This window comes from Dyella japonica A8, assembly GCF_000725385.1.
Lineage (GTDB): Bacteria > Pseudomonadota > Gammaproteobacteria > Xanthomonadales > Rhodanobacteraceae > Dyella > Dyella japonica_C.
Genome location: NZ_CP008884.1, coordinates 4,428,785 through 4,443,580 on the forward strand (window position 1 = coordinate 4,428,785; position 14,796 = coordinate 4,443,580).

General features: G+C 65.9%; 13 protein-coding genes. 4 read left to right on the plus strand and 9 right to left on the minus strand.

The window, feature by feature from the left end:
• The first annotated feature begins 170 nt into the window (after positions 1–170).
• Positions 171–2,999: a valine--tRNA ligase gene (locus HY57_RS18885; protein WP_019463726.1), complete on the plus strand. Its 2,829-nt coding sequence runs from the start codon at positions 171–173 to the stop codon at positions 2,997–2,999.
• 52 nt (positions 3,000–3,051) lie between these two features.
• Here HY57_RS18885 and HY57_RS18890 read toward each other — a convergent pair whose 3' ends face one another.
• From HY57_RS18890 to pssA, 4 genes are read right to left on the minus strand one after another with little or no spacing between them, the layout of a single operon-like run.
• A complete protein-coding gene (locus HY57_RS18890; RefSeq protein ID WP_019463725.1) occupies positions 3,052–3,906 on the minus strand; it encodes a phytanoyl-CoA dioxygenase family protein in 855 nt (284 codons plus the stop codon).
• Between the two features lie 59 nt (positions 3,907–3,965).
• The gene (gene rimI, locus HY57_RS18895) at positions 3,966–4,436 is read right to left on the minus strand and encodes a ribosomal protein S18-alanine N-acetyltransferase (RefSeq protein ID WP_019463724.1); all 471 of its coding nucleotides are present in this window, start codon (positions 4,434–4,436) and stop codon (positions 3,966–3,968) included.
• Between the two features lie 7 nt (positions 4,437–4,443).
• Positions 4,444–4,926 carry a hypothetical protein gene (locus HY57_RS18900; protein WP_019463723.1) on the minus strand — a complete coding sequence of 161 codons (483 nt, stop codon included), beginning with the start codon at positions 4,924–4,926 and terminating at the stop codon, positions 4,444–4,446.
• The gene (gene pssA / locus HY57_RS18905) at positions 4,926–5,696 is read right to left on the minus strand and encodes a CDP-diacylglycerol--serine O-phosphatidyltransferase (RefSeq protein WP_019463722.1); all 771 of its coding nucleotides are present in this window, start codon (positions 5,694–5,696) and stop codon (positions 4,926–4,928) included. Before pssA ends, HY57_RS18900 begins: the two co-directional genes overlap by 1 nt.
• 198 nt (positions 5,697–5,894) lie before the next feature.
• Here pssA and HY57_RS18910 point away from each other — a divergent pair, with 198 nt between their 5' ends.
• From HY57_RS18910 to HY57_RS18920, 3 genes are all read left to right on the plus strand, one after another.
• Positions 5,895–6,326 carry a DUF4124 domain-containing protein gene (locus tag HY57_RS18910; protein WP_019463721.1) on the plus strand — a complete coding sequence of 144 codons (432 nt, stop codon included), beginning with the start codon at positions 5,895–5,897 and terminating at the stop codon, positions 6,324–6,326.
• A gap of 100 nt (positions 6,327–6,426) precedes the next feature.
• On the plus strand, positions 6,427–8,124 hold the full coding sequence (locus HY57_RS18915) for a proline--tRNA ligase (RefSeq protein WP_019463720.1): 1,698 nt from the start codon (positions 6,427–6,429) through the stop codon (positions 8,122–8,124).
• A 375-nt stretch (positions 8,125–8,499) separates the two neighbouring features.
• Positions 8,500–8,826, plus strand: a complete 327-nt coding sequence (locus HY57_RS18920) for an H-NS family nucleoid-associated regulatory protein (RefSeq protein ID WP_019463719.1) — start codon at positions 8,500–8,502, stop codon at positions 8,824–8,826.
• Positions 8,827–8,892: 66 nt separating this feature from the next.
• Here HY57_RS18920 and HY57_RS18925 read toward each other — a convergent pair whose 3' ends face one another.
• From HY57_RS18925 to HY57_RS18945, 5 genes are all read right to left on the minus strand, one after another.
• On the minus strand, positions 8,893–10,167 hold the full coding sequence (locus HY57_RS18925; protein ID WP_026033674.1) for a threonine/serine ThrE exporter family protein: 1,275 nt from the start codon (positions 10,165–10,167) through the stop codon (positions 8,893–8,895).
• 1,357 nt (positions 10,168–11,524) lie between these two features.
• Positions 11,525–11,971: an NfeD family protein gene (locus HY57_RS18930; RefSeq protein ID WP_019464518.1), complete on the minus strand. Its 447-nt coding sequence runs from the start codon at positions 11,969–11,971 to the stop codon at positions 11,525–11,527.
• A 9-nt stretch (positions 11,972–11,980) separates the two neighbouring features.
• The gene (locus tag HY57_RS18935; protein WP_019464519.1) at positions 11,981–12,934 is read right to left on the minus strand and encodes an SPFH domain-containing protein; all 954 of its coding nucleotides are present in this window, start codon (positions 12,932–12,934) and stop codon (positions 11,981–11,983) included.
• A gap of 60 nt (positions 12,935–12,994) precedes the next feature.
• Positions 12,995–14,383, minus strand: coding sequence for a sensor histidine kinase (locus HY57_RS18940; RefSeq protein ID WP_019464520.1), 1,389 nt, complete (start codon positions 14,381–14,383; stop codon positions 12,995–12,997).
• 28 nt (positions 14,384–14,411) lie between these two features.
• A complete protein-coding gene (locus HY57_RS18945; protein WP_144240858.1) occupies positions 14,412–14,720 on the minus strand; it encodes a hypothetical protein in 309 nt (102 codons plus the stop codon).
• Positions 14,721–14,796: the final 76 nt, after the last annotated feature.

A 14,796-nucleotide genomic window follows, 5' to 3' on the forward strand; every position in this document is an offset into this window, starting at 1 on the left:
CGAGCACCCGCCCCTCGCCCCAGCCCTCTCCCCGGAGGGAGAGGGAGGAAAAGCGGCGACGCAAGGCCGGCTGCCAGCCAGAAATGGCACCCCAGCGCCCCCACCCGTACAATCGACCCTTTACCGTCAATCCCCACGCGCCCGCCCCGGCGCGCAAACGCGAGCCCCTGATGGACAAGAGTTTCGAGCCCGGCCAGATCGAATCGAAGTGGTATGCCGCCTGGGAAGCCAGCGGCGACTTCAAGCCGACCGGCCAGGGCGAGCCGTACTGCATCCTGCTGCCGCCGCCGAACGTCACCGGCACCCTGCACATGGGCCATGCGTTCCAGCAGACCGTGATGGACATGCTGATCCGCTACCAGCGCATGCGCGGCATGAACACGCTGTGGCAGGTAGGCACGGACCATGCCGGCATCGCCACGCAGAAGATCGTGGAGAACCAGCTCGCGGTGGAGGACAAGACGCGCCACGACCTGGGTCGCGAGGCCTTCATCGAGCGCGTGTGGCAGTGGAAGGAAGAATCCGGCTCCACCATCACCAACCAGATGCGCCGCCTCGGCGTGGCCGCCGACTGGTCGCGCGAACGCTTCACCATGGACCCCGGCCTGTCCGAGGCCGTGCGCAAGGTGTTCGTGGACTGGTACCGCGCGGGCCTGATCTACCGCGGCAACCGCCTGGTGAACTGGGATCCGGCGCTGGGCACCGCGGTCTCGGATCTTGAAGTGAACAACGTCGAGCGCGACGGCCACCTGTGGTCGATCCGCTACTACACCGCCGACGGCAAGGACAGCGTCGTCGTCGCCACCACGCGCCCGGAAACCATGCTGGGCGACGTAGCCGTGGCCGTGCATCCGGAAGACGAGCGCCACGCGCGCCTGATCGGCCAGATGCTGCACCTGCCGCTGACGGGCCGCGAGATTCCCGTCATCGCCGACGACTACGTCGATCGCGAGTTCGGCACCGGCTTCGTCAAAATCACGCCCGCGCATGACTTCAACGACTACGCCATCGGCCAGCGCCATGGCCTGGCGCCGATCAACATCTTCACGCTCGACGCGAAGGTGAACAGCAACGCGCCGGAAAAATACCGCGGCATGGACCGCTACGAAGCACGTCGCGCCGTGCTTGCCGACCTGGAGGCCGCCGGCCTGCTGGTGGAAACCAAGCCGCACAAGCTGCAGGTGCCGGTGAGCCAGCGTTCGGATGCGGTGATCGAGCCAATGCTCACCGACCAGTGGTTCCTCGACCTCACCACCGACGTGCAGGCCGATGGACGTCCGGGCGGCCGCAAGGCCATCACCGAGCCGGCGCTCGACGCCGTGCGCGGCGGCGACATCAAGTTCGTGCCGGAGAACTGGAGCACCACCTACACGCAGTGGCTGGAGAACATCCAGGACTGGTGCATCAGCCGCCAGCTGTGGTGGGGCCACCGCATTCCGGCGTGGTACGACGACGCCGGCAACATCTTCGTGGGCGAAGACGAGGCGGATGCGCGCGCGCATGCCACCGTCGCGCCGGTTGGCGCGCTGCGCCAGGACAACGACGTGCTCGACACCTGGTTCAGCTCCGCGCTGTGGCCGTTCTCCACCCTGGGCTGGCCGATGGACGGCCCGGTGAAGGACGAGCACGGCAAGGTCGTGGCCGATTGGGCAACCGACAACATCTTCCTGCCCAGCGCCGTGCTGGTCACCGGTTTCGACATCATCTTCTTCTGGGTCGCCCGCATGGTGATGGCGACCAAGTACTTCACGGGTCGCGTGCCGTTCCGCCATGTCTACATCAACGCCATCGTGCGTGATGCGGAAGGCCAGAAGATGTCCAAGTCCAAAGGCAACACGCTTGATCCGCTTGACTTGATCGACGGCATCGAGCTGGAGCCGCTGGTCGCCAAGTCGACCAAGTCGCTGCTGATCCCGCAGGTGCGCGAGAAGGTGGAAAAGCGCATCCGCAAGGACTATCCGACCGGCATCCCCGCCATCGGCACCGACGCGCTGCGCTTTACCTTCGCCGCGCTGGCCAGCTACAGCCGCACCATCAACTTCGACATCAAGCGCGCCGAAGGCTACAAGGCGTTCTGCAACAAGCTGTGGAACGCCGCGCGCTTCGTGCTGATGAACCTGCCGGAAGGCGAACTCGCCGCGCCGGCCAATGGCCCGGTGACGGAAGCGGAGCGCTGGATCCTCACGCGCCTGAAGCAGACGCTGACCGACGTGGAACAGCACTTCGCCAGCTACCGCTTCGACCTGCTGGCGCAGGAGCTCTACGAGTTCACCTGGAACGAGTTCTGCGACTGGTTCCTGGAGCTGTCCAAGCCCGCGCTCAACGGCGAGGATGCCGTGGCCGCCGCTTCCACGCGCCACACGCTGGTGGTGGTGCTGGAAACCATCCTTCGTGCGCTGCACCCCATCGTGCCGTTCATCACCGAGGAGATCTGGCACTCGGTGGCGCCGAAGCTCGGCCTGCAGGCGAAGTATCTGCTGGAGCGTCCGTGGCCGCGCGCCGACGAGATCACCGGCGACGAGGCTGCCACCGCCGAAGTCGAGTGGTTCAAGAACGTGCTGAGCGGCATCCGCCGTATCCGCGCAGAAATGAACATCGCCCCGGGCAAGACCATCCCGCTCCTGCTCGCCGATGGCGACGCGACGGATCGCGCACGCGCCGCCAAGTTCGCCGCACAGATCAGCTTCCTTGCGCGCGTCGACGCACCGCAGTGGATCGAATCCGGCGCGGACGAGCCGGCCGCAGCGGCCGCCGTGGTGGGTGCGATGCGTGTGCTGATTCCGCTCGCGGGCCTGATCGACCTGGGCGCGGAGAAGGCCCGCCTCGGCAAGGAAATCGCCCGCATCGAGGGCGAGATCAAGAAGTGCGAAGGCAAGCTGGGCAACGCCAACTTCGTCGCCAATGCACCCGCGGAAGTGGTGGCACAGGAACGCCAGCGCATCACCGATTGGGGTACGCAGCTCACCGCGCTGCGCGAGCAGGCGCAGAAGCTGGGCTAAGGGCAAAAGGAAGGGCGCCCAGCAGGCGCCCTTCCATCACCCGCGGTTCGTCTCAGGCTCTACGCAAGCGCCAGGTGCGATATCCGTACTCATGGCCAAAGTCCACGCGCTTGAACTTGGCAACATGGCGATCGCCCCGCTGGTAGTACCCCCATTTGGCCCTGCTGACCGCCTTGGCGGGGTCGAAGAACACATCCATATGCCCGACGGGCACACCCTTGGGCGTGACATGCATCACCACGCTGCGGCGCGTACGGGGCGACAGGTGCGGCGCGCCGCCGTGGAAAAGTTGCGGGTGCCAGACGATGACATCGCCACGCTGCGCATGCATCGGCAAAAACGCCAGGTTGGCCTCATTGCACTGCCGCTGCACTTCCTCCTGGTAGGCGTTCCACCCCTCGGGACTGAGCGGAGCGATGGAGCCGTCGCCAAAGACATCGCGCCGCATGCGCGCTAAATCGATCGGCGGCAAGAGATGGCTGCGCGGCACCACCCGTAACGGGCCGTTGTCGTCGCTGACGTCATCCAGTGCCACCCACACGCCCAGATAGCGCTCGGACGGAGTCGTGCAGAACATGGGGGTATCCCGGTGCAGCGACTGCTCCGAACCCCGTTCGTAATACAGCGTGGTGTACAGCGAAGTCGGTTCGCCAAAGAAGCGGTCGCAGACACCGATGGCGGCGTTGCGCACGAGCAACTGCGTGATGGCGTCCACCGCAAGATGCAGGTTGACGACACGGTAGAGGCGTCCGTGTTCGTCGAGATTGCGCGCCACGGCCTTTGCGTTGCGCTGTTTGAAGTTCGCAATACGCTGATTGATGTCATCGCACACCTTCGCGTCGACGGCACCGCGAATCACCGCATAGCCTTCGTCCATCAGCGATGTCCAGGCACTTCCAAGATCCATCGGCTTCCGTTCCTTTCCAAGGGGCGACCTGGCCGTCTCCCCGGTAAACCCACACTAGCTCAGGCCGGGCTCAAGTCCAACGCCATGACGATGGCATCCTCACGGCCTTCCTTCGCCGGGTAATACTTCGGCCGCCGCCCGATCTCCTCGAAGCCGATCGAGCGGTACAGGCTTTGTGCCACCGGGTTGGACGGGCGGACTTCGAGGAAGACGCGGCCCGCGCCATTCCAGCGCGCGATGTCCAGCAGGCGACGGAACAGGAACCGTCCCAGCCCGAGGCCACGGTGGTCCGGACCTACGCAAACATTGAGGATATGCGCCTCGCCCGCCGCCACCGAGAGCACGCCGTAGCCGGCGATGACGCCCTCCACCCACATCACCCAGCTCGGGTGTCCGGCTTTCAGGCAGTCGCTGAAGATGCCCGCGGTCCAGGGAAAGTCGTAGGAAGCCGCTTCCATCGCCGCCACGATAGGCACATCGTCGCGCCGCATGGCGCGGATTTCGGCGTGAGGACGGGCCACGGCAACCATGCGTGGGTTACTCCGCAGACGAAGCCAGCGCGCGGCGCAGGCTGCGCAGCGCGTTCCACAGCCTACGCTTGCCGGCGCCCGAGGTCAGCACGCCCGACGGTTCGTCGGCCAGCACGATATGGGCCCGGCTGAGCGTGGCGGCTGGCAGCTCGCGCCCCAGCGCATGCGCCTGGGCTTCGCCGAAGACCAGATAGGCACGGGCCTCCGGCGCGGCCGGCAGCTGGCCTTGGGCGACTTCGATGCGCGGGGCACGGGCCACGGCCGGTCCGCAGGTCAGCAGAGCCCGGCCGATCAGGTCCAGTTCCCGCGGCGAGCAGCCCGCAGGCAGCACGACGACGCACTCCCCCGCCACCACAGCCGGCGCGGTCCCCACGACGGGCGCTTCGGCCACGGGTGCCTCCTGCGCCACGGCGCGACGCACCCACGGCGTCACGCCCAGCGCGCGCAGCACGCGCTCGCGATGCGGCAGCGTGGCGTGGGCGTTCGCCATCAGGCCACTCCCCGGCGTCGGCGGTGCGTGGCACGGCCCCATAGGGTCATCACCGGGCCGGACAGCAGGTACAGGCTGAACACGGCGAACAGCACGCGCGGCGGATCGATGAAGAACGGCACCAGCACCAGCACGCCGATCAGCACCCACAGGAACGGCACGCGATCCCCCATCGGCAGCGACTTGAAGCTGTAGTAGCGGAAGCGGCTCACCATCAGCAGGCCCACCACCACTGCGATCACGGGGGTGATAAAGCACACTTCGGTGCCCAGCACGCCGAACTTGTCCATGCTCCACACGAAGGACATGCACACCGCGGCGGCCGCCGGGCTGGCCAGCCCCTGGAAGTAGCGCTTGTCGATCACGCCGACCTGGGTGTTGAAGCGCGCCAGGCGCAGCGCCGCGCAGGCGGCATAGATGAAGGCGGCGGCCCAGCCGACCTTGCCCCAGGTGGGGCCGAAGTCCTTCAACGTCGACAGCGACCAGGTGTACATCACCAGCGCCGGCGCCAGGCCGAAGCTGATCAGGTCCGACAGCGAGTCGTACTGCACGCCGAACTCGCTCTGCGTGTTGGTCAGGCGGGCCACGCGACCGTCCATGCCGTCCAGCAGTGCCGCCACGAACACGGCGATGGCAGCCGCGCTGAAATCCCCGCCGATGCTCGCCACGATCGCATAGAACCCGGCGAACATCGCACCGGTCGTAATCAGGTTGGGCAGCAGGTAAATGCCCCGGTGGCGCGGAGGGCTGACGGGCTTGCTCTCGGTCATGAATCAATCCGTGACGGAATACGCGCAGTGTAAACCATCCTCCGCTTGAGTCCGGCCGGAGGCGGTGCAAGGATGCTACGGCCTCTCAGGGGGGGCGCGCCTACCTCGCCGGCTTCCCGGACCGACCCGGGAACGCCCCTCCGCACGAGCTTGCACGGCTTAACCAACACACCCTTGTCCAACGCTCCGGAGTCCCTCATGCGTCGCCTTCTGATCGCCACTGCGCTGCTGCTGGTCGCGCCCCTGGTCGCCGCCCAGGCTTACAAGTGGAAGGACGCCAGCGGTACCGTGCATTACTCCGACGCCCCGCCGCCGCAGGGCACCCAGTACAGCAAGATCAGCACAAATGGTGCGGTGGAGCCGCTAGCCGCGCCCGCCCCGGCCAGCAGCACGGGAACCACCACGGAAAGCCGTCCCAAGCCTGCCGCATCCCAGCTGCCGGTGGCGGACACCCCCGAGAACCGCGCCAAGTTGTGCGCAACCCTCAAATCCAACATGGAAACGCTCAATAGCGCCGGCCCCGTGGTACTGCAGGAAGGCGGCCAGCAGAAGGTCATGAACGCCGACCAGCGCAAGCAACAGCAGGCCACCAACCAGGCCCAGTACCAGCAGTACTGCTCGGGCAGCTGACGTACCTGGCTCCCGCCTGTGCCGGAAACCCGGCGCAGGCGGCGGAGTCCGGCGCCGCAGGCCGCTATACTCGGCCTCTTTCCCCGTCGGACCCGTTCGCATGCGCCTCAGCCAATTCCACCTGGCCACCGTCAAGGAAGTTCCTGCCGACGCCGAAATCGCCAGCCATCGCCTGATGCTGCGTACCGGCATGATCCGCAAGCTCGCCTCCGGCCTGTACACCTGGTCGCCGCTGGGCCTGCGCGTGCTGCGCAAGGTGGAAGGCGTCGTGCGCGAAGAGATGGACCGCGCCGGTGCGGTGGAGCTGCTGATGCCGACCATCCAGCCCAAGGAGCTGTGGGAGGAAAGCGGGCGCTGGGCCAAGTTCGGCCCGCAGCTGCTGAAGATCAAGGACCGCAAGGAACAGGACTTCTGCTACGCCCCCACGGCCGAGGAAGTGATCACCGACTACGCGCGCAACGAGCTGAAGAGCTACAAGCAGCTGCCGGTGAACTTCTACCAGATCCAGACCAAGTTCCGCGACGAGATCCGCCCGCGCTTCGGCGTGATGCGCGCGCGCGAGTTCCTGATGAAGGACGCCTACTCCTTTCATCTCTCGCCCGAATCGCTGCAGCAGACCTATGACGCCATGTACCAGGCGTATACGCGCATCTTCACCCGCCTGGGCCTGAAGTTCCGCGCCGTACAGGCCGACACCGGCGCCATCGGCGGCAACGCCAGCCACGAGTTCCAGGTGCTGGCCGATTCGGGCGAGGACGCGCTGATCTTCTCCGACGGCTCCGACTACGCCGCCAATATCGAAAAGGCCGAGGCGCTGGCACCCACCGCCACGCGCCCCGCCCCCACCGCCGCGCTGACGCGCGTGGACACGCCCACCCAGAAGACCATCGACGACGTCGCTGCCTTCCTCAAGGTCACGCCGCAGCAGTGCGTGAAGACCATCCTGGTCCGCGGCAACGAGGGCCTGGTGGCCCTGTGCGTGCGCGGCGACCACGAAGTGAACGAAGTGAAGGCCGGCAAGCTGGCCGGCATGCCGGGCGAGTCCGTGCTGGCTACCGAAGAAGAGATCCTCGCGGTCACCGGTGCCCGCCCGGGCTTCATCGGTCCGGCCGGCCTGCCCGCCGAGATCCCCGTGATCGTCGACCGTGACGCGGCTGTGCTGGCCGACTTTGTCTGCGGCGGCAACCAGGACGGCACCCATTACACCGGCGCCAACTGGGGCCGCGATGCCCGCGTCACCCGCGTGGAAGACATCCGCAAGGTCGTTGCCGGCGATCCCTCGCCGGATGGCAAGGGCACCCTGCAGATCGCGCGTGGCATCGAAGTGGGCCACGTGTTCCAGCTCGGCAACAAGTACGCCGAGGCGCTCAAGGCCACCGTGCTCGACGAGAACGGCAAGGCCCAGGTGATGATGATGGGCTGCTATGGCATCGGCGTCAGCCGCATCGTGGCCGCCGCCATCGAACAGCGCCACGACGAAGCCGGCATCATCTGGCCCGAACCGATGGCTCCCTGGCGCGTGGCCGTGTGCGTGATCAACCCCAAGAACGCTCCGGAGATCGCCCAGGCCGCCGAGTCGCTCTACCGGACGCTGCAGGCCCGCGGCATCGAAGCTGTGCTGGACGATCGCGGCCTGCGCCCCGGCGCCATGTTTGCGGACATGGAGCTGATCGGCATTCCGCATCGCGTGGTGGTCAGCGAACGCGGCCTTGCCGCTGGCACGCTGGAATACCGCGCACGCCATGAGGCCGAAGCCCGCGCCGTGACCCAGGACGAGCTGTTCGCCTTGCTTGGCTGAGGCCAGGCCCGCCCGGGAAGAAAACGGCCGCGAAAGCGGCCGTTTTTGTTTTGTCCGGCGCTGACATTTTCGGCTTCATTATCCGGCCCATCGCATCCATTGCCCGTTTTGCTTTTGGCATTCGCAAGCGAATGGGGCGCCAGCGATTAATTGTCATGTATCCGGGGTCATTACCCTGCTCGCAAAACCCCATGGGCTTGCGTCAGCCATGCGTGTCATTATTGAAAACCGGTGAAACAAATCGCTTTTTGTCAAAAATCGCATGACAGGCTTTGCAACAGCGCATTGAATGGGTAAAAATCGATAATTCATAAGAGGTACTGCCCTAAGCCGCAGCACCCGTTCAAGCAGCCACACCCACCCCGGGAGTTACGCATGGCAGTGGATATCAAGAATCTCAACCATAATCAGCTCAACGACCTGATCAGCAAGGCGCAGGCGCGCCAGAATGAATTGCGCAAGGAAAAGGTTTCCAAGCTGCGCGAGAAAATCCACGCACTGATCAAGGCTGAGGGTTATTCGTTCGAAGACATTTTTGGCGGCGCCCGTGGTGCCAAGCCGCGCCGCAGCGGCGGCACGGTGGCCCCGAAATATCGCAACCCCGCCAATCCAGAGCAGGTGTGGTCCGGTCGCGGCAAGCGCCCGCGCTGGTTCAACGATGCGCTGAAGGCCGGCAAGAAAGAAAAGGATCTGGCGATCTGATCGCCCACTCCGCAAAAGAAAAAACCGGCCCAAGGGCCGGTTTTTTTTGCACGCGTTGCCGGTGTTCTACAGCGAGCGTCGTGGTGCGATGAGCAGGTCGCCAAACAGCAAGCCCGCCACCAGCGCAATCAACAGGGTGACCAGCAGCAAGGTGCTGTCCATGCCCAGCGTGGTGTCGCGCTCAAGCAGGTACGACACGCTGCGGAAGCCCGTGCTGCCGGGCACCAGCAGGATGATGCCCGGCTCCCGGATGATGGCCCCCGGCCGATGCACGAAGCGCGCATACAGGTTGGCGAGGCTGCTCAGCATCAAGCCACCCAGGAACACGCCGAACGGCGCCGCCGGCAGCTTCCCCGCGAGGGCGCCGCCCCAACGGGTCGAGAGATACCCCACCACCACGGCGGCCATCACCACCAGCCAGTCGCGCCGCGCCGCCCGGAAGGAGATGGCGAAGGCAAAGGCGCCGACGATCAGCGCGGGATAGTCCGTCCACGACGGCAACGGCGGCAGCGCATAGTCGCGCCCTTCGACACCGAATGCCGTGCAGAGCGTGGTGGCAGCCACCGTGCCGAAGGTGAGCTTGATCAACGTGGCGATGGCACCGCCCATGCGCGCCACACCGGCCACCAGATGCTGGCTGGAGATCTCGCGCACCGCCGTGGTGAGGGCCATGCCGGGCATGAGCACGATCAGCCCCGCCAGGATCACCGACTTGATCGCCAGCGGCACCACGAACTGGCTGACCACAATGGCAATGGTGGTGGCCACCAGCGCACTGATCGCCTCGCTGGCCACCGCGAGCCGAGGGCGCGTGGCCGAAAGCACCGTGATCGTGCCGATGATGAGGCCGATCAGCGCCGCCGTGACGAGATCCGCCCACGAGCTATGCAGCAGCAGGGCCACCACGCTCGCCGCCGCCAGCCCATAGCTCGCGATCACTCCCGCCTGTGCACGGCGCGTATCCGGACGCCCCAGCTCGCGCAACTGGCGAAACCCTTCGCGCAGATCGATATCGCCGGCAATGACCTTGTCGGCGATGGCATCCGCATCGCTCAGGCGCGCGAGGTTCACGTCCCCCGGCGCCAGGCGCATCACCTGCGTGACCTGTGCCACCTCGTCCTCGCCCTGGGTGAGGTCGGTGAACGAGATGATGATGGCCGTGGGGCTGGACCACACATCCGCCACCAGCCCCAGGCGCTGCGCGGCCCCACCGATCGCGCCTTCCAGGCGCGGCGCGGCCGTGCCGTACTGGTGCAGGCGGCGCGCCAGTTCCAGCAGGAACGCGATGCGGGTGTTGAGCGGCGCCATCGCCAGTGGCGTGAGGACAATGGGTGGGTTCATCGCGTGGCCGTCCGCGCGACGATGGCCGCGTGCGATGGGATGTGTGTGAAGGGTGTGGCCTTGGGCATGGCCGTAGTAAAACTGATTTGGACGGCTATGTCAGGGGGATGAGTTCAGGGGTTCTATCTGAATGATGCTTGTGTTGCCGGTTGTACATCCTTTGGCCAACCGTGGGGTGGACATGGGGCAGTCGCGAAACGTGCGCGGTGTCTCCCCTTCGGGGCACGCGGGGAGCGGCCTTGGACGGTCGCGGTTTTGAGGGGCGGGGGAGGGATCAATCTAGCCTCGCTGTTTCAAAGACACCGTCATCCCGGCGCAGGCCGGAGGCGCTTCACAACAGCCGTAGGCTGGTCATCCAGTTTCTGTCGTGGTCAGTCGTCGCCTCAGGCGTTCCCGCGAGCGGGCCGCTTACGCAGCGGGCGTTTCGACCTTCTGCCGAAGGCCGAGTCACTTTTCTTTTGCTGGCCCAAAAGAAAAGTAACCCAAAGAAAATGGCCTGAAGAGCCAGAGCTGGCAGCATTCTGCTGGGATAAGCCCGAACGCGTGAGGCAGGTCGTTGCTTAACTACCTCCGCCTCTACACAGCGGGTACCTCCAAGCGTTTCGCAACGCGCCATGGCGATGAGGACTTAAAACGGCACATCGCTTCGTTTCGGTGTGGCCAGGACGCGGGCGACCGCCCGCTTTTCTGTGGGAGCGCACCCTGTGCGCGACAACCTAACGGAGCGGTGACTACGAGACGCCCCAGTCGCGCACAGGGTGCGCTCCCACAAGGGATCCGTCATCTTGGAGTGCTCCGCTGACGCCTCGAGCTCTCGCTTTGGCTTTTGGCTTTTGGCTTTTGGCTTTTGGCTCTTAGCTCTTGATCTCCCGGGTCCCCGTATGACGCGGCGGGCGGGGGGAGGAATAGCCCGAAGGGTGGCCGGCAAGGATGCCGGCCAGTTTGGCGTCAGGGCAGGATGCCCTGTCGACAAACCCCGCAACCCGACCGCGAACCTGGAGGGCCATAGGCCCGGAAGGCGCGTCATCCGGGGGGCCCTTTCTTTGGGTTACTTTTCTTTGGGCAAGCAAAGAAAAGTGACCCGGACTGCGGCAGCAGTTCGGAAGCCCGCGGCAGGCGAGCCAGATCGCGGGAGCGCCTGAGGCGACGGCCGACCACGACAGAAACGGGATGACCAGCCATGCGGTTGTTGAAAAGCGCCTCCGGCCCTTGCCCCCTTTTCGGGGTGCGCCGGGATGACGGCTAAAGAACGAGGCGGCGGGGCTAGCTTGCCCCCTCACCCCCCCTCTCCCGTCCCTCAAAACCGCAGCCACCCAAGGCTGGCCCCGCGCGCCCGGCCGCGTAGAGGGAGCAGGAACTACTCCACCGCCCTCACCACCAGCGTCGTCCCATCCACCCCGACCACCTCAACCGTGCTCCCCACAGGCAAATCCGGTCCACGCACCAACCAGAGGCTATCGCCCACCTTCGCCTTGCCGCGCCCATGAACAATCGCCTCGGCCAGCACATACCGCTGCCCGATCTTCTGCTCGCCACGCCGGTTGAGTAGCGCATCTCCCGGCTCATCCCGCATCAGGCGCGGACGCAACACGTACCAATAGGCCGCGCACGACAAGAACGCCAGCACCGCGAACACCAGCGCCTGCGCCAGCATCGACATGCCCGGCGCAACCAGCACCACCAGTCCGGTGACGCCGGCGGCAATGCCTATCCACAGCATGAAATAGCCGGGCAGGATCACCTCGATGGCAATCAACACCAGCGCGAGGATCCACCACAGGTAATGCAGCGCGATCTGTTCCATCGTCGTCGCTCAGCTCATCGCCGGCGGCGTACGGCGGCCGGTGTTCGTCGCCTGCTGCTGGCTCAGCGAATCCTTGGCCAGCTCGGCGATGCCGGCCAGCGAACCGAGGATGCCGGTCGCCTCCACCGGCAGCAGCAGGGTCTTCTGATTCGGTGAATGCGCCATCTCCTTCAGCGCTTCGACGTACTTGTTGGCGACGAAGTAATTCAACGCGTTGACGTTGCCGTTGGCGATGGCCTCGGACACCATCTTGGTCGCTTCGGCTTCCGCCTCGGCAAGGCGGATGCGCGCCTCGGCCTCGCGGAAGGCCGCTTCCTTCTTGCCCTCGGCGGCCAGGATGGCGGACTGCTTCTCGCCGTCCGCCTTCAGCACGGCGGCCTGGCGCAGGCCTTCGGCCTCCAGGATGTTGGCGCGCTTCTCGCGCTCGGCCTTCATCTGGCGGGCCATGGAATCGACGAGGTCGCGCGGCGGCGCGATGTCCTTGATCTCGATGCGGTTGACCTTGACGCCCCACGGATGGGTGGCTTCATCCACCACGGTGAGCAGCTTGGCATTGATGGCATCGCGCTGGCTGAGCGATTCGTCCAGGTCCATCGAACCGAGCACGGTGCGGATATTGGTCATCACCAGGGCCAGTGCGGCCTGTTCCAGATTGGCCACTTCATAGGCGGCCTTGGCGGCATCCAGCACTTGGTAGAACACCACGCCATCGACGCGCACCACGGCGTTGTCCTTGGTGATGACGTCCTGCGAAGGCACGTCGAGCACCTGCTCCATCATGTTCATCTTGCGGCCAATGCCGTAGATGAAGGGCATCAGGAAATGCAGGCCCGGCGTGAGTGTGCGTGTATAGCGCCCGAAGCGCTCCACGGTCCATTCGAAGCCCTGCGGCACGATGCGCACCAGCTTGGCGAGCACGATGATCGCGACCACGATCACCACCAATGCAAACAGCTGTCCCATTGCCTGATCCCCGATCCATGAAGGTTGGACCGAGTATAGGCGAGCCCGTGGACGACGGGACTAGCGGTCGGCGCGCGGCCCCAGCGGCAACAGCAGGCTGACCCGCAGGCCGCCCTCTTCCCGGTTGGCGAGCGCGATGCGGCCACCATGGGCTTCCGCGATCTCGCGCGCCAGGGCCAGGCCAAGGCCCGTGCCCGAACGCTTGGTGGAATAGAACGGCAGCAGGGCCTGCGCCAGCACGGTTTCACTCATGCCGGGGCCGCGGTCGGCTACTTCAATGCGCACGTCGCGGCTGACCACGGTCAGCGAGATCGATACCTCGTCTTCGGCGCCGCCCGACTCGTGCGCGTTCTTCACCAGGTTGATCAGCACCTGCTCGATCTGCGCCGCATCGAACCAGCCCGGCTGCTCCGGCAGGGAACCGCGCAACTGGAACTTGCAATGCAGCGACAGGTTCTCCAGGAACGGCTTCCAGTCGATGGACGAGGGCTGCGGCGCCGGCAACTTGGCGAAGCTGGCGTAGCCGGCGATGAAGCCGTGCAGATGACGTGCGCGTTCGCCAATGGTGGCGAACACGCCCGGCAACCGCGCGGTGTCGCCACGGCGCGCCAGTTCGGCGCCGGAGTGCGCGAGTGAGGAAATCGGCGCCAGCGAATTGTTGAGCTCGTGGCTGATCACGCGTATCACGCGCTTCCACGTTGCCACTTCCTGCCGCGACAGTTCGCGCGTCATGCGCCGGAACAGTTGCAGGCGATGCGGCCGCCCCTGCAGGCGGAAATTGCGTTGCGACAGGTGGAAGGTTTCCTCGCCGCCGTCCATCTCCACCGTCAGCAGCGCGTCCTCGCCGCCTTCCACGGCGCGGCGCAAGGCCTCGGGGCTGTCGCTGATCAGCTCGGCGAAGTTCAGGCCGTGCAGCGTACGCCCGTCGTTGAACAGGTGGCGCGCCGCGATGTTGGCGTAGGTCACGCGGCCGCTCGCATCGGTGAGCACCAATGCCACCGGCGTGTTCTGCACCACCGTATCGAGCAGCAGTTCGCGCTGGGTGAGGTTCTGGCGCTGCTCGCGCAGCGTCTGGCCCAGTGCGTTGTGCATGCGGATCAACTCGCCCAGTTCGTCGCGACGCGTCGCGGCGATGGAGAAGCTGAAGTCGCCGTCGCGATAGCTGGCCACGGCGCCCTCAAGCGCGCGCAGCAGCCGGGTGACCGGCGACATCACGCGATGGCCCAGCCACAGCGAAAGCGGCAGCAGGAAGGCCATCGACACGAGGATGCCGCCATAGAAACCGAAATGCGCCGGTGTTCCCAGATCGATGCCTTCTTGCCGCATCCACACCAGGATCTGTGGCAGCGGCCACTGGGACACGCCGGCATAGATGAGCGCACCCGATACGCCGGCAAAGCCCAGCAGCATCACCATGCGCGACTCGAGCGAACGCAAGCCCAGTCGCATCAAACCTCTCCCCTGTGCAGCGCCGCCATCAGTGACACGCGCCACCCGGACCCATCGGCACGCAATTGACGTGCGGCCCGCGGCCGTTGTTGATGATTACGCGGATCGGCGTCTGGTCCGCCGGTGCCTTGTCCTTCACGGGCCCCTCGCTGAAATTAAAGCGCTGGGCCTGGCTAGCCGCCGTGCTCAGCGTGTCCTTGTAACCGGTCGTCGCCGTGCCCGATGGCGCAGGCGACAGCTTGCCCCAGCGGTCGCTCGATGACGGCGGGGCGATGCCCTGCGCCGCCGCGCTGGCGCCGAGCAAGGCGATGACCAGAAGCAGGTAGCGATAGCGCATGACGAACTCCATCGACCCTCCGGACATCATCCTCGGCATTCATGGCGGGGGCAACGCTCCCTGCCTCACCTTGTGG